The organism is Streptomyces sp. NPDC044002 (assembly GCF_056434525.1).
On record NZ_JBWKEZ010000016.1, the window covers coordinates 57,098 to 79,247 of the forward strand.

Below are 22,150 nucleotides of genomic sequence, written 5' to 3' on the forward strand. Positions count from 1 at the left end.
CCAACGACCCCTCCCCCCCCCCCCCCCCCCCCCCCCCCCCCCCCCCCCCCCCCCCCACCCCCTCCCCCCCCCCCCGCCTCTGCGTGTACGGGCGGGTCAGCGCTCCAGGAAGGCGAACAGCTCTTCCCACCGGTCGGTGATCTCCGCGGGGGAGTAGCGCCGCACGTGGCGGAACGCCTCGTCGCCGAGGGACTCGCGGGTCTCGCGGTCCGACATGAGGGTGTCCAGGTGTCCGGCCAGCTCCATCGTGTTGCCCAGGCGGGCCAGCAGCCCGTCCTCGCCGTGCCGCACGATCTCCCGTACGCCCGGCGCGCAGTCGAACGCGGCCACCGGCAGGCCCGCGGCCATCGCCTCCAGCAGGGTGATCGGGAAGCCCTCGGCCCGGGAGGCCTGGGCGAAGACGGACGCCCCGCGCAGCGCTCCCAGTACGTCGGCGGTGCTGCCCATCCACTCCACGGAGTCGTCCAGGCCCAGCGAGGTGCAGTGCGCCCGCAGCGTGGCCTCCTCGGTGCCCGCGCCGTAGATCCGCAGGGTCCAGTCGGGGTGGTGCGGGGCCGCGTCCGCCCAGGCGTCGAGCAGCAGGTCCACGCCCTTCTCGAAGGCGAGGCGGCCGACGCTCGCGACGACCTTCGCGGTGCGGGGGGCGGGGGAGTCCGGCATGAACGGCAGCGGGTTCGGCATGCTGGCGACGTTCTCCATGCCGGCCCGGATCCACAGGTCCGCGTCCTCCGGGGTGAGCACCAGCAGCCGGTCCACCTCGGGGTAGAAGCGGCGGACCCGCGCGCCCCGGGTGGAGGTCTGGCTGGCCTCGAAGGACTCGTGGCTCATGCCGATGACCGACAGGCCCTTGGTGTCGGCGAGGGCCACCCACTCCATCGCCCACACCTGGGTGACGATGACGACGGCGCCGGGCCGGGCCGCCCGGAACAGGGCGCTCAGCGTCTCCGCCTTGGCGCGCATGCCCGCCCGGCGGGCCGCCTGCCGGCGCCGCTCCGGGGCGTTGAGGCGGCCCTTGATGCCGCGCAGGCGGCGGGCGCGGGGCGGGTGGGTCTCGTACAGGGTGGTCATCTCGTACGGGAGTACGTCCGGCAGCTGCTGGCGGATCTCCTCGGCGACGGGGGCGATGCCGACGATGTGCACCCGGTGGCCGCGGTCGGTGAAGAGCCGGGCCATCTGGTGCGACCAGGTGGTCACGCCGCCGAGCTCGTCCACGCTGTTGGAGACGATGAAGACGTCCCGGCCGCCCTGTGCCGCGGGTTCGTGGGGCTGCTGGGTCACTTGCCGCTCCTGGTGAAGAACTTCTCTACGATCCGGCGGGCCGCGTCCCCGCGGTCGTATTCGCCGAACTCGGCGAGGAAACGCTGGCGGGCCTCCGCGTACTTGGCGTCGGCCTCGTCGAAGGCGGAGACGGCCTGCATCAGCTCGTCCGCCGTGGCCACCACGGGGCCGGGCGCCTTCTCCTTCAGGTCGAAGTAGGTGCCGCGGATGTCGGTGGAGTACTTCTCGTAGTCGTACGCGAAGAACAGCATCGGCCGGTCCAGCACCGCGTAGTCGAACATCACGGACGAGTAGTCGGTGATCAGCCCGTCGGCGAGCGCCAGCAGCGGGGTGATGTCGTGGTGCCGGGACACGTCGACCACCCGGCCCGCCACCGACGGCGGCAGCGAGACGCTGTTGAGGTAGTGGGTGCGCACCAGCAGCGTGAAGCGGTCGCCGAGCCGGTCCGCGAACTCCTCCACGTCGAAGGGGAACTCGAAGCCCTCCACCGTGCCGTCCGCGCTCGCCCGGAAGGTCGGCGCGTACAGCAGCACCCGCTTGTCCGGGTCGATGCCCAGCTCGGCGGCGAGCGGGCCGCGCACGCGCTCCCCGCTGTGCGCCTCGGCGCGGTGGGCCTCGACCAGGGCGTCGTTGCGCGGGTAGCCGGTGCGCAGCAGCACCTCGTCGCGCAGCCGGAAGCCCTTGGCGAGGGTGCGCACGTCGTGCTCGGAGCGGATCAGGAAGTGGTCGAAGCGGTCGACGGCCTTCTGGAAGCGGTCCTGGGCGGGCTTGCCCTGCGCCTTGGTGCGGGGCTCGTGGAAGCCCATGCGCTTGAGTGCGGAGCCGTGCCAGGTCTGGATGTAGGTGGTGCCGGGGCGCTTGGTCAGCGCCAGCGGGAAGCCCTGGTTGTCGACCCAGTACTCGGCCTGTGCCAGGGCCCGCAGGTACTGCCAGCTCCAGCGCTTGACCAGGGTGGCCTGCTCGGGGAAGCCGGTGGGCTTGGCGCCGGCGTAGGACCAGATCGCCTCGAAGGGGGCGCCCTGGCGGACCAGCTCCTCGTAGATCGCCTTGGGGCTGTCGCTGTACTGCTTGCCCATGTGGCTCTCGAAGACGACCGTGCCCTTCTTGACCGGAAGCTTCGAGAAGACCTCGTGGTAGACCTTCACCTTCTGCTCGCCCGAGCCGATGTTGCGGCGGGCCTTCAGGGCCCGGCGCAGGCTGCGCTTGACGAGGCCGGCGGCCTTGCCGTGCATGGCGCTGCCGAGCAGCGTCTGGGTGCGCACGGCCGCGGGGCCCTCGGCGGTCAGGACGTAGGAGAGGTTGCCCTTCTTGGTCACCTCGGGTTCGAAGCGGTCCGAGACCAGCCGGGTCAGGCGGGGGCGGACGCGCAGCCGGGCCGCCGATTCCAGGTCGACGCCGCCGACCGAGACGCGGGTGGTGAGCTTGTCGCCGCCGGCCGTCAGCTTCAGGCGTACGTCCCAGACGGCGTCGATGATGCCGAGGGGGCGGACGGTGCTGCCGATGTCGGCGGTGGCGGTCCACTCGATCGTGTTACCGGCGTGGCGCACGGTTGCCACCGGGAAGCTGAAGGAGCGCACCCCGATCTGCCGGCGGGCCCGGAACTCCAGGGAGGCCTTGAGCTCGGTGCCCTCCTGGATGCGGCCCAGGGGGTTCACGACGGTGCCGGACAGGGTGACGGTGCCGCGCCCGTCGTCCTCGTACGAGGTCAGGCGGTTGCCCAGGGCGAGGGAGGACAGGGGGGCCGTGTGGAAGCCCTGGCCGGTGACGTCCAGTATCCGGCGGCCCTCGGCGTCGTCGAGGTGCTCGGCGCACCAGTAGACCCGCCCGTCGCGTTCGGCCAGCGGGGAGGACAGCCGGCCCTTGTTGGTCATCGCGTCGGCGGCGGGGAGGAGGTTCTGCCAGTCCTCCTTGCCGAGCAGGTAGGCGCAGATGGCCTGGAGGTACGTGACGTTCTCGTACGCGGCCGGGTCGATGCCGGCGAGGTAGCCGTTGGCGAGCCGGGCGAACTCCTGGCGGTACGCGTCGCCCAGCAGCGGCAGGTCGCGCAGGTGCAGCACGAGGTCGTGCTTGAGGAACTTGGCGTCCTTCGCCGTCTTGATGGCCGTGTGGCCCTTGGCCGCGAGCAGCTCGTCGACCCGGCGGTGGATCTCCATCCGGTGGACGAAGTTCGCGATCTCGTGGCGCCGGTTGCTGATCGACTTGGCGGAGGCCTTCTCGACCACGTTCCAGTAGTAGACGTGGTTCGGGATCAGCGTGATGCGGCGGGCGGCGACGTAGGCCTGCGCCGAGAACAGCAGGTCCTCGTAGTGGATGCCGACCGGGAACTCCAGGCCCTGCTCCAGCAGGAAGGCGCGCCGGTAGCACTTGTTCGTGGAGAGGGTGTCGTAGACCAGCAGGTCCGGGTACTCGGTGATCGACTCCAGGGTCCGGGTGCGGGAGTAGATCCACGGGTACCACTCGGTGGTCTTGCCCCACCGGTTGTCGAGGTGCACGCGCACGCACATGCCCGAGACCAGGTCGGATCCGGTGCTCTCGGCGGCCGCGAGCATGTTCCGGCAGGCGTTGCGGTCCAGGACGTCGTCGCTGTCCAGGAACATGACGTAGGTGCCGGTGGCCTGCTTGATGCCGTGGTTGCGCGGGGCACCGCAGCCGCCGCTGTTCTCGGGCAGCTGGAAGGCGCGCACCCGCCCCGGGTTCGCCGCTTCCAGCTCCCGGGCGACCGCGTAGGAACGGTCCTTGCTGCAGTCGTCCACGATCACGACCTCGACCCCGTGCAGGGTCTGGTCCAGAACCGACTGGACGGCCGCCGGCAGACGCTCTGCGTCGTTGTAGACGATGACGACCACGGAGACGTCAGGCACGTGCACCTCGATCCTTTCGTTCCATTCCGCTTATCCCGTCAAAGCTACCGTGTGCCGCACGCGACTCGGGCAGGCCGACCGCCGGCGTGCATACTTCTAAGGAAGAGGTGAGTGGCGGGTCCGGTCGCCGACAATCACCCGTTAGGACGCCAGCAGGAAGTGCTCATGACCAAGCTGTCGGTAGTTGTCCCCTGTTACAACGAAGAAGCCGTCATCGACCGGTTCGACGCCGAGATCCGCAAGGTGCTGGACGCCCTGCCCGTCGAGTACGAGGTCTGTTACGTCGACGACGGCAGCCGCGACGGCACCCTCGGCAAGCTCCGCAAGATCGCCGCGGACCACGGGGACCGGACCCGCTACGTCTCCTTCAGCCGGAACTTCGGCAAGGAGGCGGGCATGCTCGCCGGGCTCCGCGAGGCCACCGGCGACGCCGTGGTCATCATGGACGCCGACCTCCAGCACCCGCCGGAGCTGATCGCGACCATGCTGGAGCACTACCGGCAGGGTCACGACCAGATCATCGCCCGGCGCACCCGCGAGGGCGACAAGAAGGTCCGCTCCGCGCTCAGCCGCCTCTACTACCGCGGGGTCAACCGCTGGGTCGACGTGGAGCTCACCGACGGGGTCGGCGACTTCCGCATGCTCTCGCGGCCCGCCGTCGACGCCCTGCTCGCGCTCCCCGAGTACAACCGCTTCTCCAAGGGCCTGTTCTCCTGGATCGGCTTCGACACCGTCCACTTCGACTACCAGAACGCCCAGCGCGAGGCGGGCGAGACCAAGTGGAAGTTCGGGTCCCTGCTGAACTACGGCATGGACGGGCTGATCTCCTTCAACAACAAGCCGCTGCGCCTCGGTATCTGGCTCGGCGTGTCGCTGGTCGCGCTGACCGGCCTGTACGCGCTGTGGATCACCGTCATGGCGATCACCAACGGCATCGACTCGCCCGGTTACGTCACGATCGTCGCGATGATCGCCGGCATCGGCGGCATGCAGATGATCATGCTGGGCCTGATCGGCGAGTACATCGGCCGCATCTACTACGAGACCAAGCGCCGCCCGCACTTCCTGGTCAAGGAGGCCCACGGCGCCGATGCCGAGCGGATGCCCGGAATCTCCGAAGCCGTGATCGCGGAGCGCAGCCGCTGATGGCCGGCCACAGCCGGCGCGACCAGCTCGGCCAGATCCTCCGGTTCGCCCTGGTCGGCGGCGTGAACACAGGCACCTTCTTCGGCATCTACCTGCTGCTGCACCCGTGGATGCCCTACTTCGCCGCGTACACGCTCGCCTTCGTGCTGTCGATGATCGGGTCGTTCTTCATGAACACCTACTTCACCTACCGCACCCGGCCCACCTGGAAGAAGTTCCTCCTCTTCCCGCTGACGAACGTCACCAACTACGTCATCCAGTCCGCCGGGCTCTACGCCCTGGTCAGCTGGGCCGGAATGGACACCCGCATCGCGCCGCTGGTCGCCGCCGTCGTCGCCATCCCGTTCACCTTCCTGCTCTCCCGCAAGATCCTCATCCCCGGCACCGGCACCGGCACCGGGGCCGCCGCCGCGGCCGCCGACGGCCCGGAGCGGGAACGCTCCTCGTCCACGGTCTGAAACCGGCGGGCGGGCCCGCCGCCCCACCCCGTAGATTGGGCCGGTCGGTCGGAAAGTTTCTGCGGTGAGGGGAAAGACGTGTCAACGGCTAGGCAAGGTGTCGTGGACGCCCGCAGGATCGTGGTCAAGGTCGGCTCCTCCTCCCTGACCACCGCGGCGGGAGGCCTCGACGCCGACCGGGTGGACGCGCTGGTCGACGTACTCGCCAAGGCGCGCAGCGGCGGCGAGAAGGAGATCGTCCTGGTCTCCTCCGGAGCCATCGCCGCAGGCCTCTCCCCGCTCGGCCTGGCCCGCCGCCCCAAGGACCTCGCCCGCCAGCAGGCGGCCGCCAGCGTCGGCCAGGGCCTCCTCGTCGCCCGCTACACCGCCTCCTTCGCCCGCTACGGCGTCCGCGTCGGCCAGGTCCTGCTGACCACCGACGACACCAGCCGCCGCGCCCACTACCGCAACGCCTACCGGACCCTGGACCAGCTCCTGGCCATGGGCGCCCTGCCCGTCGTCAACGAGAACGACACCGTCGCCACCGACGAGATCCGCTTCGGCGACAACGACCGGCTCGCGGCCCTCGTGGCCCACCTGGTCCGCGCCGACCTCCTCGTCCTCCTCTCCGACGTTGACGGGCTGTACGACGGCGACCCGTCCCTGCCCGGCACCACCCGCATCGAAGAGGTCCGCGGCCCCGAGGACATCGCCCACGTCTCCATCGGCAGCGCCGGCAAGGCGGGCGTCGGCACCGGCGGCATGGTCACCAAGGTCGAGGCCGCGCGGATCGCCGCCGCCGCCGGGATCCCGGTGGTCCTGACCTCCGCCAGCCACGCCGCCGACGCCCTCGCCGGCCGCGAGACCGGTACGCACTTCCACGCCACCGGCCGCCGCTCCGCCGACCGGCTCCTCTGGCTCCAGCACGCCTCCACCCCGCAGGGGCACCTGGTCCTGGACGACGGCGCCGTACGGGCGGTCACCGAACGCGGCAGCTCGCTGCTCGCCGCCGGCATCGCCGCCGTCGAAGGCGACTTCAGCGCCGGCGACCCCGTCGAACTGCGCGCCGCCGACGGCCGCGCCGTGGCCCGGGGCCTGGTCAACTTCGACGCCAAGGAACTCCCGCAGCTCCTCGGCCGCTCCACCCGTGAGCTTGCGCGGGAGCTCGGACCCGCGTACGAGCGGGAGGTCGTCCACCGCGACGATCTGGTGCTGCTCCAGGGCTGAGGTTCGGCAAAACCGCCGCACGGCGGGCCGGGGACTGGTCAACTGTGTGGGGCGGACACGCGTAGCGCAGACAGGAGGCGGGCTGGTGAGACGAGCGCTGACCAGCGTGGGCGGCGGCGGGGACGAACAGGCCGAGACCTCCCGCCTGTGGCACATCACCCTCAGCGTCTCCGGCAAGCCGGCGCCGCTGTCCGAGGTGCGGCGCGGGCTGGAGCAGCTCGCGCACGACCACCCCTTCCTGCTGACGAGCCGGTACGCCGACGACCACGCGGAGATCCGGTACTGGGAGGAGGCCCGCGACCTCCACGACGCGGCGGCCGTCGCCCTGCGCCTCTGGGGCGAACACCGCTCGACGGCACAGCTGCCGCCGTGGGAGATCGTCGGCCTGGAGGTCATCGACCGCCCCACGTACCACCAACGCGTAGCGGAGGGCTACGGCCCACCCCCGGCCCACCCGGTGGGCGTGCACCCCTACTGAACGCGCCGCTTGCGCGGCTCGGCCGCGGGCGGCCACGCCTCTTTAACGCGCCGCTCGCGCGGCTCGGCCGCTGGCGGCCTCCCCGGCTTCGCGCCGCTGCGCCGGACTCCGTCCGGCGGCCTGCGGGGCGGGGCCGGTTCGCGTGGCTGGGGCCGGTTGGTCGGGTGCGGCTGGGTGGACCGCTGCGCGGGGCTGGGTCCCCTACCCGCCCTTCCACCGTTCCCCGGGCGCTGCCCGGACCCGCGCCTCAAACTCCCCCAGCTACCGCTGGGAGGTGCCCCCAGCGCGGGCTGGAATTTCGCTGCGCGAAATCCAGCCTCGCCGGCGTTTGAGGCGCGGGGGTGGGGGGGGCGGAGCCCCCGCAAGGGGTCCGGGCGCAGCCCGGGGAACGGGCGAAGGGCGGGTAGGGGACCTCGCCCCGCGCAGCGGCCCACCCACCGCAGCCGACCCACTTACCCGCACCCGACCCACCGGCCCGAGCCACGGGCACCGGCCCCGCCCCGGCCCCGGCGGACGGAGTCCGGCGCAGCGGCGCGAAGCCGGGGAGGCGCCCCGGCGCCGAGCCGCGCGAGCGGCGCGTCGGAAAATGGGCGCGGCGCGTCGGAAAGGGCGTCTCGGGGGGTGGAAGGCCCGGCGGAGCCAGGGGTGGCGGGGATTACCCTGGGCGGCATGACCTCGCTCGACGACGCCACCGCCGCCTCCCCCGTCACCGCCACCGCGCACGCGGCCCGCACCGCCGCCGCCGCCATCGCGCCACTGCCGCGGTCCGCCAAGGACACCGCCCTGCTGGCCATCGCGGACGCGCTGGAGGCCCGTACGGCCGAGATCGTCGCCGCCAACGCCGTCGACACCGACAAGGCCCGCGCCGCCGGCACCAGCGAGACCGTCATCGACCGCCTCACCCTCACCCCGGAGCGCGTCCGCGCCATCGCCTCCGACGTGCGCGACGTCGCCGCCCTGCCCGACCCCGTCGGCGAGGTCGTCCGCGGCTCCACCCTCCCCAACGGCATCGACCTCCGCCAGATCCGCGTCCCCCTCGGCGTCGTCGGCATCATCTACGAGGCCCGCCCCAACGTCACCGTCGACGCCGCCGCGCTCTGCCTGAAGTCCGGCAACGCCGTCCTGCTGCGCGGTAGCTCCTCCGCCTACGCCTCCAACACCGCCCTCGTCGCCATCCTGCGCGACGCCATCGAGGCCGCCGGCCTGCCCGCCGACGCGATCCAGCTCGTCCCCGGCGAGTCCCGCGACTCCGTCCGCGAGCTGATGCGCGCCCGCGGCCTCGTCGACGTGCTCATCCCGCGCGGCGGCGCCTCGCTCATCAAGACCGTCGTCGAAGAGTCCATCGTTCCGGTCATCGAGACCGGTACCGGCAACTGCCACGTCTACGTCGACGCCCAGGCCGACCTCGACATGGCCGTGGACATCCTCATCAACTCCAAGGCCCAGCGGCCCTCCGTCTGCAACGCCGCCGAGACCCTCCTCGTGCACCGCGACATCGCCGCCGCCTTCCTGCCGCGCGCCCTCGACGCGCTCGCCGACGCCGGCGTCACCGTCCACGGCGACGCCCAGGTGCTGGCCGCCGCCGAGGGGAGCAAGGTCACCGCCGTCCCCGCCACCGACGAGGACTGGGCCGCCGAGTACCTGTCGTACGACATCGCCGCCGGCGTCGTGGACTCCCTCGACGACGCCGTCGCCCACATCCGCCGCTGGACCTCCGGCCACACCGAGGCGATCGTCACCACCTCGCAGGCCGCCGCCCGCCGCTTCACCCAGCTGGTCGACTCGACCACCGTCGCCGTGAACGCCTCCACCCGGTTCACGGACGGTGGCCAGTTCGGCTTCGGCGCCGAGATCGGCATCTCCACCCAGAAGCTGCACGCCCGGGGCCCGATGGGCCTTCCCGAGCTCACCTCCACCAAGTACATCGTCACCGGCGACGGTCACGTCCGGTAACCATCGCGAGGACACGGTGTGGCCGGAATCAGGCTTACACCCTGCCCAAAGCGGCCCCCCAGGTCTACGCTGGTCCCGTGCCGGACGACGTGGGGGGCAAGCCGTTCCCGGACGACGGGGAGCCCGACGACGACCGCGGAGGCGCGGATTTCGACTTCGCCTCCGTGGTGCTCGACGAGGACTTCGTCCGGAACGCCGAGATCCATGAACCGAGCGCGGCCGAGCGCCAGCGCGCCGCCGACCGGGCGCGCGCCGACGCCGAGGCCGCCCGCGTCGCCGGGGGCTGGGCCGCCGACGACGACTACGGCCACCCCGACGGGTACGGCCTCGACGACCCCGGATGGGAGTACGGCCCGTACGGCCACGGCTACGCCGACGGCCCTTACGGCGCCTACGGCGGAGCCATGCGCCCCTACCGCGGCCGTGCCCCCTGGCTGCGCCCCGTCGCGTGGGTGCTCGCCGTCGTGATGGGGCTCGGCATGGTCGCGCTGGCCTTCAGCGCCGTCTACCGCAGCGCCGCCGGCGACCCGGACCCCGCACCCGCCCCGGCCAGTACGCCGCTCAGGGAAGTCACGGGCGTCGGCGCGTTTACGTACCCCGTCGGCCGCCAACCCTGAAGGTACGACCCCACTCGTTCGCTCCGGAGCTGGGGGCTTCTCTGAAGCGGGGACAGCGGGAGAAGCGATGGCCGTACCAGGAGATCCGCCCAACGGCACCCCCGAAGGCATCGGCGGGGGTGACGACGAACTACGCCCGGACGAATACCGCTCGGTGGTGTTCGACGAGGACTTCGTCCGTGCTGCCCGGCTCCAGGAGTTCTCCGCCCAGGAACGCATGGGCGAGCACGCCCGGGCCGTCCGCAGCCGCTCCATCTGGTCCGGCGGCGGCTCCGCCGGCCCCCGCACCGGCAGCCCGGGCCGCGGCGCCCGCCAGGGCATGCTGCTCGTGCTGCTCATCGCGTCGGCCTTCGCCATCGCCGTGTACATGGGCATGCGCAACCCGTACGTCCCGCCGCCCGGCGGCAACGCCGAGCCGCTGAGCAGCACCGTCGTCCCCCTGGCACCGGCCGTCCCGGTGCCCGGCGGCCGGCCGGCCGACCTCTACGCCGACAGCCAGGCGGCCGAGTACCGGATCGGTGCCGCCGGCATCACCCTCCCGGCCGTGCGGCGCACGCACCACTTCACCGAGAGCCAGGTCGTCGCCGCCCTGTCCATCGCCAAGGACTACCTGGTGCAGTCCTCGCTGGACCCGGACGTCCTCTCCGGCGCGGCCTCCCGGCCCGTGCGGGTGCTCCTGGACCCCGGGCAGCTGGCCCAGTTCGACGAGAGCGTGACCTCGCCCTCCGGCGACGGCCGGCACGCCGCCACCGGCTGGCTGGTCCGCTTCGACCCCGCCATCGCCGTCGTCGCCGACAGCCGCGTCAGGGTGAGCGGGATCCTCGCCGTCCAGGAGCTGAACCCCGAGGCGCTGGAGGTGAGCACCGACCACACTTTCGTGTACGCCGTCCGCCCGGCGGCCGGACCGCCCGCCGCCGCCGACGGGGCCTCGTTGTTCACCGTCCGCCGCGAGCTGCGCCTGCGCTTCGACCGGGAGGACCTCACGGCCCGCCGGGCGGAGATCTCCTCGGCCTACGTGATGGCCGGGCCGCAGGACTGCGCCACCGAGCCCGCCGAGGGCTTCAAGCCCCTCCTGGCCGGAGCCGGGCCCACCACCGTGGGACCGCCCGCGAGCGACCCCTACGCCGCCGGCCACTCCCGGCGCACGGCCGGTCTGTGCGGCGTACTGGCACCGGCCGGGGCGCCGGGCGGCCCCCCGGCCCCGTCCCAGCCGCCGCCCCCGCAGGCCTCCGTCAGTCCCGCCCGTCCGGGCCCGAGCCCGTAGGACCGGCCGGGCCGGAGGAGCCGGGGGTGCCGGGGGTGCCCTTGGGGTCGCCGGACTCCCGCGCGGCGCCGCCGCCCGATCCGGTGAACCTGTCGCGCAGCTTCCCGCCCAGGTCGCCCGCACCGCCGGCGATGTCGCCGACCAGCTTCATCAGCGGATCCTTGCTGGTCCGCACCGACTCCGCGTAGTGCGAGGCGGACTGGCGGAAGGAGTCGGTCACCGAGGTGTCCTTGTCCTCCTCCCGGCGCGGGTAGTGCCCGTCCATGATCCGCTGGTGGTCCCGGCTCTGGGACCACTTCTTCAGCTCGGCCGCCCGCACCGTCGTGAAGGGGTGGGTGCGCGGCAGCATGTTGAGGATCTTCAGGACGGAGTCGCGCAGGTCGCCGCTCTCCTCGTACTCCTCGGCCTGGGCGAGGAAGGCGTCCACGTTCATCTCGTGGAGGTGGTTGCCGCCCGCGATCTTCATCAGGCCGCGCATCGAGGCGTTCACGTCCTGCCCGACCAGCAGCCCCGCCCGGTCCGCCGACAGCTCCGACTTGCGGAACCACTCCCGCAGCGCGGTGACGATCGCCATGATCGCCACATTGCCCAGCGGGATCCACGCCACCTTCAGCGCCAGGTTCGTCAGGAACAGCAGCACCGTGCGGTACACGGCGTGCCCGGACAGTGCGTGGCCCACCTCGTGGCCCACGACCGCCCGCATCTCCTCCTCGTCGAGCAGCTCGACCAGCGCCGTGGTCACCACGATGATCGGCTCGTCCAGCCCGATGCACATCGCGTTGGGCTTCGGGTCCTGCTGCACGTACATCTGGGGGACCTTCTCCAGGTCCAGGATGTAACAGGCGTCGCGCAGCATCTCGTGCAGGTGGGGGAACTGGGTCTCGCCCACCCGCACCGAGTCCGACAGGAACAGCAGCCGCAGGCTGCGCTCCGGCAGCAGCCCGCTGAGGGCCTTGAACACCGTGTCGAAACCGGCGAGTTTGCGCAGCGCGACCAGCGCCGAGCGGTCCGCCGGATGCTCGTAGGCCCGCGAGGAAATCCCCGGGAACCTCCTGCGATTGCGTGCCGGTGACGTCTCGGAACCGGTGTTCGTCATGGCGCCCTTCCCCCTCGATCGGCTGTGGTGACGTGTGTCCATCCTCCCCAACGCCTGAGTCGGCGTGAGCGTGCCCAGGGCCCCCGCATACGATGTGAGGGAAGTCTCCGCTCGCTCCCCGACTCGATAGGTACCTGCCTGATGAGCCTCTCCACCACCGCCCACAACCTGGTCCTCCTCGCTGCGGAGGAAGGCGGGCAGCACGGCGGCAACCACGACAGCCTGAACCCGTACCTGACCGGTGGCGGTGCGCTCGTGATCCTGCTGCTCATGCTCTGGGTGACCACTCGCCTGAACCGCGACCGCTGAGCCGGGCTCCTCGTACGCACCGGCCGCCGCGCGCGTGTCACCGGGCCAGTAGGCTCTGCGCTCATGGGAGAGCAGGAAATGCCTACGGGCCCGGTCAAGCGCCGGCTCGGAGTGATGGGCGGGACGTTCGACCCGATCCACCACGGACACCTGGTGGCCGCCAGTGAGGTGGCCGCCCTTTTCCACCTCGACGAGGTGGTCTTCGTACCCACGGGCGAACCGTGGCAGAAGTCGCAGCGGGCCGTGTCTCCCGCGGAGGACCGCTACCTCATGACGGTCATCGCGACCGCCTCCAACCCGCAGTTCTCCGTCAGCCGCATCGACATCGACCGCGGCGGCCCGACGTACACCATCGACACCCTGCGGGACCTGAGCGCGCTCAACGCCGACGCCGACCTGTTCTTCATCACCGGTGCCGATGCCCTCGCCCAGATCCTGACCTGGCGCAACGCGGACGAGCTGTTCTCCCTCGCCCACTTCATCGGAGTGACCCGGCCCGGCCACGTCCTCACCGACGACGGACTGCCCGAGGGCGGGGTCTCGCTGGTCGAGGTCCCCGCGCTCGCGATCTCCTCCACGGACTGCCGCACAAGGGTCGCCCAGGGCGATCCGGTCTGGTATCTGGTTCCGGACGGTGTGGTGCGCTACATCGACAAGCGCGAGCTGTACCGGGGAGCCTGAGCTTCCGGAGAGAGGGGCCCCGCGGTGAACGACCCACAGGATCCGTACGACCCGTACGCCGCCCAGCAGCAGCTCATCGGCTACGACGCGTACGGCAGACCCGTGTACGGCCAGGTGACCGCGCAGCCTGTACACCCCGTACAGCCCGTCCCGCCCCCGTACGAGCAGCAGTACGCGCCGTACCCGCAGTACCCCCAGTACGAGCAGTACGAGCAGCCGTACCCGGAGCCGCAGCCCCACGACCCGTACGCGGGCCGGCAGGACCACCCGCAGTGGATCCCGCACCAGGCCGCCCCCCGGCAGCAGCCGGCGCAGGCACCCGCGCCCGCCCCGGTGCCCGAGCCGCGCCGGGCGGCGCCCGCCGAGTCCGCCGCCGGGGTCACGGACGCCCCCGGCGGCCGCGACTACCGCACGGAGCAGTTCGCGTTCATCGACCAGCCCGACGAGGACTCCGAGGACGTCATCGACTGGCTCGCCTTCACGGAGAGCCGGACCGAACGCCGCGAGGAGGCCCGCCGACGCGGCCGCAACCGGGTCGTCGCGCTGGTCGTCGTCCTCGCCCTGTCCGCCGTCGGAGGGCTGGGCTGGCTCTGGTACACGGGCGGGCTCCCCTTCCTCGACGGCCCCGGACAGAAGAAGGGCGCCGCGGCCGCCGCCGGCGCGCAGAAGCGCGACATGATCGTCGTCCACCTGCACAACACCAAGCGCGGCGGCAGCTCCACCGCCCTCCTCGTGGACAACGTCACGACCGGGCAGGGCGCCACCGTCCTGATCCCCAACACCCTGGGCGTCCCCAAGCAGGACGGCACCGCGACCTCCCTCGGCAAGGCCGTCCAGGAGGGCGGACTCGGCACCCGCGAGTCCCTCGACACCGTCCTCGGCACCCGCATCGGCGGCACCTGGCGCCTGGACACCCCCTTCCTGGAACGCCTCGTCGAGCTGGTCGGGGGCATCGAGGCCGACACCGACACCGCCGTCCCGGCCGACGAGCAGGCCAAGACCCCGGCCGTGGCACAGGGCCCCAGGCAGAGCCTGACCGGCGCGATGGCCGTCGCGTACGCCACGTACCGCGGCCGCGGCGAACCGGAGACGAAGCAGCTGGAGCGCACCGGCAAGGTGCTCTACGCCGTCCTCCGCAAGATCCCGGGCGACCCCGGGGCGGCGGCCACGACCGTCGAGAGCATGGGCCAGATCCTCGACCCGGGGCTCGACGCGAAGAACCTCGGCGGGCTGCTGTCGCGGATCGGCGAGCACGCCAAGGTGGCGGCGTACCGCACCGAGGTGCTCACCGTGAAGCCGGACGGCGGCCTGACCGACGAGGCCGGCCGGAAGGTCGTCAAGGAGATCCTCGGCGGCTCCCTCGGCGCGGCCCAGCCCGGCGCCGCCCCGCGGGTCGGCCTCAAGGACGCCACCGGGGACGAGAAGGCGCAGGTCGCGGCGGAGGCGGCGCTGATCAACGGCGGCTACGCCTTCGTGGACGGCGGCAGGGCGGACCGGACGGCGGCCGCCACGCGGATCACGTACCAGGACCAGGCCCAGCGGGACCGGGCGGTCGACGTCGCCAAGACGCTGGGGCTGCCGGAGACGGCCGTGCAGAAGGCCGAGAGCCCGGTGAACGCGGACGTCGTGGTGGTGCTGGGCAAGGACTACAAGCCGTCCTGACGGGGCGGGCCGGTCCGGGCGGCTCCCGCCCCGGACCGGCTCCCACCTGGGCCCGGGCCCGCGCCGGACGTTCCGCGCGGGCGGCGTCGGCGGTACGTGAGACCCTTGTGGGTATCTGTCCGCCAACCCGAAAGCATGGCCAGTGACCGCCACGGACCGCTCCATCGAGCTCATCACCACCGCCGCCCAGGCGGCGGCCGACCGGCTCGCGCACGACATCATCGCGTACGACGTCAGCGACGTGCTGTCGATCACCGATGCCTTCCTGCTCGCCTCGGCGCCCAACGACCGCCAGGTCAAGTCGATCGTCGACGAGATCGAGGAGCGCCTCCTCAAGGAGCTCGGCGCCAAGCCGGTGCGCCGCGAGGGCGACCGCGACGCCCGCTGGATCCTGCTCGACTACGTCGACATCGTCGTCCACGTCCAGCACAGCGAGGAGCGCGTCTTCTACGCGCTGGAGCGCCTGTGGAAGGACTGCCCCGAGATCGAGCTCCCCGAGGACGCCAAGCTCACCATCGGCAAGGCCGAGGAGCACGCCAAGCTGCGCGAGGCGCAGGGCGACGACGAGATGGACGGTGATCTGTTCTGAGCACGACCACGACGACTGCCGCCAAGCCCGGCAGGAAGATCGTCCTCTGGCGGCACGGCCAGACCTCGTGGAACCTCGAGCGCCGCTTCCAGGGCTCGACGGACATCGAGCTGACCGAGACGGGTGTGGCGCAGGCCCGCCGCGCCGCCCGCCTGCTCGCCTCGCTGAAGCCGGACGCCATCGTGGCCTCCGACCTGCGGCGGGCCGCGGACACGGCCGCCGAGCTGGCCGGCGTCACGGGGCTGTCCGTGGCGCACGACGAGGCGCTGCGCGAGACGTACGCGGGCGAGTGGCAGGGCCTCACCCACGAGGAGATCCTCGCGAAGCACGGCGAGCAGTACGCGGCGTGGAAGCGCGGCGAGCCCGTGCGCCGCGGTGGCGGCGAGCTGGAGACCGAGGTCGCCGACCGCGCCGCTCCGGTGGTGCTGGAGCACGCGGGCCGGCTGCCCGAGGGCGGCACGCTCGTCGTCGTCAGCCACGGCGGCACCATCCGTACGACCATCGGGCGGCTGCTGGGCCTGGAGCCGTACCACTGGGAGGGCCTGGGCGGGCTCTCCAACTGCTGCTGGTCCGTCCTGGGCGAGGGCGCGCGCGGCTGGCGCCTGCTGGAGCACAACGCCGGCACGCTGCCGGAGCCGGTGCTCGGCGACGACGACTGAGGCTTCCGCCGGGGCCCTCCGTGTGGCCCGCAGGGCCGCCGGGACCCGGATTTCACTTTCCGGCTGGTCACAGGCTAGAGTTCTTCTTGTTCGCAGCGAAGAACACCGGAAACGGGGGGAACGCGGCGGAGAGCGGGGCTATAGCTCAGTTGGTAGAGCGCCTGCATGGCATGCAGGAGGTCAGGAGTTCAATTCTCCTTAGCTCCACAATCAGGATCCCGTCCCCAACAGGGGGCGGGATCCTTGCGTTTGTTCCCCTTTGTGTGCTTGCTGACCCGTCCGCTGCCGACGTGGCAGAATCGGACGGCCGGAGGGGGACACGACGGCCCGATGCGGGAGGGAGTCGCTGACGGATGGGTGCACACCGGCGGCGGTGCGACTGGTGCAACAACGGCACGCCGATCGTGCGGGACATGGAACCGGTCAATCCCGACTACCAGTACTGGTGCGAGGAATGCGCACGGGCGCTGATCATAAAAGGCGACCCGATCGAGACGTATCGGGAGCTGGAGGGCGAGCCGATCTACGGCCGCCTGCTCGACGAGCACTGCACGCTGAAGCGCTTCTACCAGTTCGCCCGGGCGTGATCAGGGATGAAACGGACATAACGGGCCACTGGAAACCGATTTTTGGTCTGGGGCCATGACCGTGTAATGTTCTCGATGTCGCCAAGGGGAACCGGCAAGGGAAACCGAGAAGGGGCCCGGCGGCAGAGAGAAACAAGGGGCTATAGCTCAGTTGGTAGAGCGCCTGCATGGCATGCAGGAGGTCAGGAGTTCAATTCTCCTTAGCTCCACAGTGAAGAAGCGGGCCACCCGGATCGGGTGGCCCGCTTCTCTTCGTGCCCGGCCGGTGAACGTCCGAGCGCCCGCGGGGGCCGCTGCGGTACCCTGACGCCATGCGTGCCGTACGCCTTCTGCTTACCGAGCCGCGCTGATCAGTACCGACCCTTCGAGAAGGTCGGCATCGGCGCGGCGTCCCCTCCTGTGCGAGGGGCTTTTTCGTTTGGGCGGGCAGAGACGGCAGAGACGATCGATGGAGCTTCAGGAATCATGAGCGAGACGAACACCCCGGCCCCCGAGGCGGCCGAGGGGCACCGTTACACGGCTGCCATGGCCGCCGACATCGAGGCACGCTGGCAGGACGTATGGGACGCGGAGGGCACCTACGAGGCGCCGAACCCGACCGGCGACCTGGCCGGCGACCCGGCCGTCGTCGCCCGGCCCAAGAAGTTCATCATGGACATGTTCCCGTACCCCTCCGGTGCGGGCCTGCACGTCGGCCACCCGCTGGGCTACATCGCCACCGACGTCTTCGCGCGCCACCAGCGGATGTCCGGCCACAACGTCCTGCACACCCTGGGCTTCGACGCCTTCGGCCTGCCGGCCGAGCAGTACGCCGTGCAGACCGGCACGCACCCGCGCGTGTCGACCGAGGCGAACATCGAGAACATGAAGGTCCAGCTGCGCCGCCTGGGCCTGGGCCACGACAAGCGCCGCTCCTTCGCGACGATCGACCCCGAGTACTACAAGTGGACCCAGTGGATCTTCCTGCAGATCTACAACTCCTGGTACGACGCCGACGCGAAGAAGGCCCGCCCGGTCTCCGAGCTGGTCGCCGCCTTCGAGAACGGCACCCGTGAGGTCCCCGGGGGCCGTGCCTGGGCCGGCCTGACCGCCGCCGAGCGCGCCGACGTCCTGAACGGCTTCCGCCTGGCCTACGCCTCCGACGCGCCCGTGAACTGGTGCCCCGGGCTGGGCACCGTCCTGGCCAACGAGGAGGTCACCGCCGACGGCCGGTCCGAGCGCGGCAACTTCCCCGTCTTCAAGTCCCGCCTGAGCCAGTGGAACATGCGGATCACCGCCTACGCGGACCGCCTGCTGGACGACCTGGACGCGCTGGACTGGCCCGAGGCCATCAAGCTGCAGCAGCGCAACTGGATCGGCCGCAGCGAGGGCGCCCGCGTCGACTTCGCGCTGGGCGACGAGGCCATCACCGTCTTCACCACCCGCCCGGACACCCTGTTCGGCGCCACCTACATGGTCCTGGCGCCCGAGCACCCGCTGGTCGAGAAGTTCATCCCGGCCGCCTGGCCCGAGGGCACCCACGACGTGTGGACCGGCGGCTACGCCACCCCCGCCGAGGCCGTGGCCGCGTACCGCAAGCAGGCCGCCTCCAAGTCGGACGTCGAACGGCAGGCCGAGGCCAAGGACAAGACCGGTGTCTTCACCGGCGAGTACGCGGTCAACCCGGTCAGCGGCGACAAGGTCCCCGTCTTCATCGCCGACTACGTGCTGATGGGCTACGGCACCGGCGCGATCATGGCCGTCCCGGCGCACGACACCCGCGACTTCGAGTTCGCCCGCGCCTTCGAGCTGCCGATCCGCTGCGTCGTCGAGCCGACGGACGGCCGCAGCACCGACACCGCCGAGTGGGAGGACGCGTTCGTCTCCTACGACGCGAAGCTGGTGAACTCCGCCGGCGAGGGCATCTCCCTGGACGGCCTGGGCGTCGTCGAGGCCAAGGCCGCCATCACCGACTGGCTGGCCGGGCGCGGCATCGGCGAGGGCACCGTCAACTTCCGCCTGCGCGACTGGCTGTTCAGCCGCCAGCGGTACTGGGGCGAGCCCTTCCCGATCGTCTACGACGAGGACGGCGTCGCCCACTCGCTGCCCGAGTCGATGCTGCCGCTGGAGCTGCCGGAGGTCGAGGACTACTCCCCGCGCACCTTCGAGCCCGACGACGCCACCTCCAAGCCGGAGACCCCGCTGTCGCGCAACGAGGCGTGGGTCAACGTGGAGCTGGACCTGGGCGACGGCGTGAAGTCCTACCGCCGCGAGACCAACACCATGCCCAACTGGGCCGGTTCCTGCTGGTACGAGCTGCGCTACCTGGACCCGAACAACGCGTCGGCCCTGGTGGACCCGGAGATCGAGCAGTACTGGATGGGCCCGCGCGAGGGCGCGCCGCACGGCGGCGTCGACCTGTACGTGGGCGGCGCCGAGCACGCGGTGCTGCACCTGCTGTACGCCCGCTTCTGGTCCAAGGTGCTGTTCGACCTGGGCCACGTCTCGTCGGCCGAGCCGTTCCACAAGCTGTTCAACCAGGGCATGATCCAGGCGTACGCCTACACCGACGCGCGCGGCGTGTACGTCCCGGCGGCCGAGGTCGAAGAGCGCGACGGCGGGTACTTCTACCAGGGCGAGCCCGTCAAGCGCGAACACGGCAAGATGGGCAAGTCCCTGAAGAACGCCGTCACGCCCGACGAGATCTGCGAGGAGTACGGCGCGGACACCCTGCGCCTGTACGAGATGGCGATGGGCCCGCTGGACGTCTCGCGCCCGTGGGACACCCGCGCCGTCGTCGGCCAGTACCGCCTGCTGCAGCGCCTGTGGCGCAACATCGTGGACGAGGAGACCGGCCAGGTCACCGTCGTCGACGGCGAGCCCGACGAGGCCACCCTGCGCGCCCTGCACAAGGCCATCGACGGGGCCGGCTCCGACATGGCGGGCCTGCGCTTCAACACGGCGATCGCGAAGATCACCGAGCTGAACAACGCCCTGACCAAGGCGGGCCGCCCGCTGGAGCGCTCCGTGGCCGAGCGCCTGGTGCTGCTGGTCGCCCCGCTGGCGCCGCACATCGCGGAGGAGCTGTGGCACCGCCTGGGCCACACCGACTCGGTCGTCCACCAGGACTTCCCGGTCGCGGACCCGGCGTACGTGGTGGACGAGACGGTCACCTGCGTGGTCCAGGTCAAGGGCAAGGTCAAGGCGCGCCTGGAGGTGGCGCCGAGCATCTCGGAGGCCGACCTGGAGCAGCTGGCCGTCACCGACGCGGGCGTCGTCGCGGCCCTGGGCGGCGCGGAGATCCGCAAGGTGATCGTGCGTGCGCCGAAGCTGGTGAACATCGTCATCTGAGGCGGGCCGAGGCCCGTGCGTCCCGCCAGGGCCGCGCGGGCCGGCGCCTCGGGGTGATCCCGTACGGGCAGGTTGGGGGTTCGATTGGAACCCCTGGCCTGCCCGCGGCGTTTACGGTGGGAGGGACGGGAACAAGCCGGGGAAGGGAACCTCATGGAGGTAGGCGCTTTGATCATCATCTTCGCCCTGGTGGTGCTGTTCGCCTTCCTGGGGCTGGGCGCCTGGGCCACGGTGAAGGCGGTCGGCGCGGCCAAGCGCGGCGTGGACCGGACGATCACGCAGGCCCGCCGCACGGTGGAGGACACCACGCTGAAGGCCCGCAGCATCGGCCAGGGCGGGGTCGCCGGCGCGCTGGCGCAGCTGCGGCTCGACCTGCGGAACTCCATGCGCGCCACGCAGGCCGCCCTGTACCAGGGCGTGCAGTCCGACAGCTCGCTGAAGGAGTCCATCGCCCTCTTCGAGCGGTTGAGCCGGCATGGGCACGAGCTGGACGACGAGCTGAAGCGGCTGGAGCAGGAGCCCGACCGCAAGCGGATCGCGGAGTCCCTGCCCGAGCTGCGGGAGCGCACCCTCAAGATCACGAAGTCGGCCGATTCCCTGCGGTGGGCGGCGCGCGACCGCGCCCGGCGGTTCGCGGACGACGAGCTGGCGCACCTCTCGGAGCAGATCGAGGTCGAGTCGGACGCGCTGCGCGACTGGTCCCGGGAGTCGGTCGACGACCTGGCGGCCGCGGCGGCGGCCTGGGACGCGGGGCAGGAGGCCGCGGGCGCCCCGGCCGCGGGCACCCCGGGCGCCGAGCCCGGCGCGCGGCCGGCGGAGTCCGGGCGGCCGGCGCTGGGCCCCTCCGCTCCGGCGGCCGCGTACCCCTGGCAGAAGGCCCCCAGGCCGGAGGCCACCACCTGAGCGGAGGCGCGTTCGGCGGTGGTGCGGGCGTGGTCCGAGGGGCGTGCCGAGGGTGTTCCCGGGGCCGTGCCGAGGGTTGCGCGGAGGGTGTTCCCGGGGCCGTGCCGAGGGTCGTGCGGAGGCGGATCCGGGTGAGGGGGAGGCCCGGGCTGCCGGAAGGCCTCCGCTGCCGGTAACCTCCGGCTCATGTCCCGCCATGTCGCGATCGTCACCGATTCCACGGCCTACCTGCCCCCGCAGGCGATGGCGCGGCACGGGATCACCTCCGTCCCCCTGACCGTGGTCCTGGGCGACGAGGCCCTGGAGGAAGGGACCGAGATCTCGGCCCGCAGCCTCGCCGCGGCCCTGCAGAAGCGCCGCCCCGTCACCACCTCCCGCCCCGGCCCCGAGCGGTTCGTACGGGCCTACCAGGAGGCCGCGGAGGCCGGTGCCACCGGCATCGTGAGCCTGCACCTGTCCGCCGAGTTCTCCGGCACCTACGACGCCGCCGTGGTCGCGGCCCGGACCGCCCCCGTGCCGGTCCGCGTCGTCGACACCGGCATGGTCGCCATGGCCCTCGGCTTCTGCGCACTCGCCGCCGCCGAGACCGCCGAGGCCGGCGGGTCCGCCGACGAGGCCGTGGCCGCCGCCGAGAAGCGGGCCGCGGAGATGTCGGCCTACTTCTACGTGGACACCCTCGACTACCTGCGGCGCGGCGGCCGGATCGGGGCCGCGCAGGCCCTCCTCGGCTCCGCGCTGGCGGTCAAGCCGCTGCTGACCCTGGACGGCGGGCGGATCGAGATGCTGGAGAAGGTGCGCACGGCCTCCAAGGCCATCGCCCGGCTGGAGGAGCTGGCCGTAGAACGGGCCGGGGCGCGGGGCGTCGACGTCGCAGTGCACCACCTGGCGGCCCCGGAGCGGGCCGAGAAGCTCGCCGAGCGGCTGCGCGAGCGCATTCCCGGCCTGGTCGAGCTGCACGTCAGCGAGGTCGGCGCGGTGATCGGCGCACACACCGGGCCGGGGCTGCTGGCGGCGGTCGTCTCGCCGCGCTGATCACTTGGGTCGGGTGGGTTCCCGGGCCTGGTGGGCATTGG

At 72.0% G+C, this 22,150-nt stretch carries 19 protein-coding genes and 2 tRNA genes; 18 read left to right on the top strand and 3 right to left on the bottom strand.

Features of this window, described 5'->3' with window-relative positions; genetic code table 11:
• Positions 1-96 precede the first annotated feature (96 nt).
• Together AC07A6_RS14855 and AC07A6_RS14860 are read right to left on the bottom strand one after the other, a co-directional pair.
• Complete coding sequence (locus tag AC07A6_RS14855) at positions 97-1,278, bottom strand: glycosyltransferase (RefSeq protein WP_478777361.1); 1,182 nt, start codon at positions 1,276-1,278, stop codon at positions 97-99.
• A complete protein-coding gene (locus AC07A6_RS14860) occupies positions 1,275-4,145 on the bottom strand; it encodes a bifunctional glycosyltransferase/CDP-glycerol:glycerophosphate glycerophosphotransferase (RefSeq protein WP_362467236.1) in 2,871 nt (956 codons plus the stop codon). Before AC07A6_RS14860 ends, AC07A6_RS14855 begins: the two co-directional genes overlap by 4 nt.
• A 159-nt stretch (positions 4,146-4,304) precedes the next feature.
• On the opposite strand from AC07A6_RS14860, the gene AC07A6_RS14865 reads away from it, so the two are divergent.
• From AC07A6_RS14865 to AC07A6_RS14895, 7 genes are all read left to right on the top strand, one after another.
• Entirely contained in the window at positions 4,305-5,285 is a 981-nt protein-coding gene (locus tag AC07A6_RS14865; protein WP_362467235.1) for a glycosyltransferase family 2 protein, read from the top strand.
• Entirely contained in the window at positions 5,285-5,743 is a 459-nt protein-coding gene (locus AC07A6_RS14870) for a GtrA family protein (protein WP_478777362.1), read from the top strand. The genes AC07A6_RS14865 and AC07A6_RS14870 overlap by 1 nt, the downstream gene beginning before the upstream one ends.
• A gap of 78 nt (positions 5,744-5,821) precedes the next feature.
• The gene (proB, locus tag AC07A6_RS14875) at positions 5,822-6,949 is read left to right on the top strand and encodes a glutamate 5-kinase (protein WP_362467233.1); all 1,128 of its coding nucleotides are present in this window, start codon (positions 5,822-5,824) and stop codon (positions 6,947-6,949) included.
• 46 nt (positions 6,950-6,995) lie between these two features.
• Positions 6,996-7,427 (top strand): hypothetical protein, encoded by a 432-nt coding sequence (locus AC07A6_RS14880; RefSeq protein WP_386274904.1) that lies wholly within the window; start codon positions 6,996-6,998, stop codon positions 7,425-7,427.
• A gap of 669 nt (positions 7,428-8,096) precedes the next feature.
• Positions 8,097-9,380, top strand: coding sequence for a glutamate-5-semialdehyde dehydrogenase (locus AC07A6_RS14885; RefSeq protein ID WP_478777363.1), 1,284 nt, complete (start codon positions 8,097-8,099; stop codon positions 9,378-9,380).
• A 77-nt stretch (positions 9,381-9,457) separates the two neighbouring features.
• Positions 9,458-9,997, top strand: a complete 540-nt coding sequence (locus AC07A6_RS14890) for an SCO2584 family spore wall biosynthesis protein (protein WP_362474227.1) — start codon at positions 9,458-9,460, stop codon at positions 9,995-9,997.
• A gap of 67 nt (positions 9,998-10,064) precedes the next feature.
• Positions 10,065-11,261: an SCO2583 family membrane protein gene (locus AC07A6_RS14895; RefSeq protein WP_478777364.1), complete on the top strand. Its 1,197-nt coding sequence runs from the start codon at positions 10,065-10,067 to the stop codon at positions 11,259-11,261.
• On the opposite strand, the gene AC07A6_RS14900 is transcribed toward AC07A6_RS14895, so the two are convergent.
• Positions 11,230-12,357, bottom strand: a complete 1,128-nt coding sequence (locus AC07A6_RS14900) for a M48 family metallopeptidase (protein ID WP_478777365.1) — start codon at positions 12,355-12,357, stop codon at positions 11,230-11,232. The two genes, AC07A6_RS14895 and AC07A6_RS14900, sit on opposite strands and share 32 nt — an antisense overlap.
• Before the next feature lie 141 nt (positions 12,358-12,498).
• Here AC07A6_RS14900 and AC07A6_RS14905 point away from each other — a divergent pair, with 141 nt between their 5' ends.
• From AC07A6_RS14905 to AC07A6_RS14955, 11 genes are all read left to right on the top strand, one after another.
• On the top strand, positions 12,499-12,666 hold the full coding sequence (locus AC07A6_RS14905; RefSeq protein ID WP_362474236.1) for a hypothetical protein: 168 nt from the start codon (positions 12,499-12,501) through the stop codon (positions 12,664-12,666).
• Between the two features lie 63 nt (positions 12,667-12,729).
• Entirely contained in the window at positions 12,730-13,347 is a 618-nt protein-coding gene (gene nadD / locus AC07A6_RS14910) for a nicotinate-nucleotide adenylyltransferase (protein WP_007264023.1), read from the top strand.
• 24 nt (positions 13,348-13,371) lie between these two features.
• A complete protein-coding gene (locus AC07A6_RS14915) occupies positions 13,372-15,009 on the top strand; it encodes a LytR C-terminal domain-containing protein (protein ID WP_478777366.1) in 1,638 nt (545 codons plus the stop codon).
• 142 nt (positions 15,010-15,151) lie between these two features.
• Complete coding sequence (gene rsfS, locus AC07A6_RS14920; RefSeq protein ID WP_125602767.1) at positions 15,152-15,598, top strand: ribosome silencing factor; 447 nt, start codon at positions 15,152-15,154, stop codon at positions 15,596-15,598.
• On the top strand, positions 15,595-16,257 hold the full coding sequence (locus AC07A6_RS14925) for a histidine phosphatase family protein (protein WP_362474245.1): 663 nt from the start codon (positions 15,595-15,597) through the stop codon (positions 16,255-16,257). The genes rsfS and AC07A6_RS14925 overlap by 4 nt, the downstream gene beginning before the upstream one ends.
• A gap of 134 nt (positions 16,258-16,391) precedes the next feature.
• Positions 16,392-16,464 (top strand) — tRNA-Ala (locus tag AC07A6_RS14930).
• Between the two features lie 146 nt (positions 16,465-16,610).
• On the top strand, positions 16,611-16,844 hold the full coding sequence (locus AC07A6_RS14935) for a hypothetical protein (RefSeq protein WP_007264019.1): 234 nt from the start codon (positions 16,611-16,613) through the stop codon (positions 16,842-16,844).
• A 136-nt stretch (positions 16,845-16,980) separates the two neighbouring features.
• Positions 16,981-17,053: transfer RNA gene (locus tag AC07A6_RS14940), tRNA-Ala, on the top strand.
• A 256-nt stretch (positions 17,054-17,309) separates the two neighbouring features.
• Positions 17,310-20,174: a leucine--tRNA ligase gene (gene leuS / locus AC07A6_RS14945; protein ID WP_478777367.1), complete on the top strand. Its 2,865-nt coding sequence runs from the start codon at positions 17,310-17,312 to the stop codon at positions 20,172-20,174.
• Positions 20,175-20,327: 153 nt separating this feature from the next.
• On the top strand, positions 20,328-21,077 hold the full coding sequence (locus AC07A6_RS14950; RefSeq protein WP_478777368.1) for a SurA N-terminal domain-containing protein: 750 nt from the start codon (positions 20,328-20,330) through the stop codon (positions 21,075-21,077).
• 186 nt (positions 21,078-21,263) lie between these two features.
• Positions 21,264-22,109 carry a DegV family protein gene (locus tag AC07A6_RS14955; protein WP_478777369.1) on the top strand — a complete coding sequence of 282 codons (846 nt, stop codon included), beginning with the start codon at positions 21,264-21,266 and terminating at the stop codon, positions 22,107-22,109.
• Positions 22,110-22,150 lie beyond the last annotated feature (41 nt).

Excerpts from the sequence above, each read along its gene's own strand:
- AC07A6_RS14865 (WP_362467235.1), top strand. The coding sequence starts at position 4,305 with ATGACCAAGCTGTCGGTAGTTGTCCCCTGTTACAACGAAGAAGCCGTC.
- AC07A6_RS14870 (WP_478777362.1), top strand. The coding sequence starts at position 5,285 with ATGGCCGGCCACAGCCGGCGCGACCAGCTCGGCCAGATCCTCCGGTTC.
- AC07A6_RS14885 (WP_478777363.1), top strand. The coding sequence starts at position 8,097 with ATGACCTCGCTCGACGACGCCACCGCCGCCTCCCCCGTCACCGCCACC.
- AC07A6_RS14895 (WP_478777364.1), top strand. The coding sequence starts at position 10,065 with ATGGCCGTACCAGGAGATCCGCCCAACGGCACCCCCGAAGGCATCGGC.
- AC07A6_RS14900 (WP_478777365.1), bottom strand. The coding sequence starts at position 12,357 with ATGACGAACACCGGTTCCGAGACGTCACCGGCACGCAATCGCAGGAGG.
- AC07A6_RS14905 (WP_362474236.1), top strand. The coding sequence starts at position 12,499 with ATGAGCCTCTCCACCACCGCCCACAACCTGGTCCTCCTCGCTGCGGAG.
- nadD (WP_007264023.1), top strand. The coding sequence starts at position 12,730 with ATGGGAGAGCAGGAAATGCCTACGGGCCCGGTCAAGCGCCGGCTCGGA.
- AC07A6_RS14935 (WP_007264019.1), top strand. The coding sequence starts at position 16,611 with ATGGGTGCACACCGGCGGCGGTGCGACTGGTGCAACAACGGCACGCCG.
- leuS (WP_478777367.1), top strand. The coding sequence starts at position 17,310 with ATGAGCGAGACGAACACCCCGGCCCCCGAGGCGGCCGAGGGGCACCGT.
- AC07A6_RS14950 (WP_478777368.1), top strand. The coding sequence starts at position 20,328 with ATGGAGGTAGGCGCTTTGATCATCATCTTCGCCCTGGTGGTGCTGTTC.
- AC07A6_RS14955 (WP_478777369.1), top strand. The coding sequence starts at position 21,264 with ATGTCCCGCCATGTCGCGATCGTCACCGATTCCACGGCCTACCTGCCC.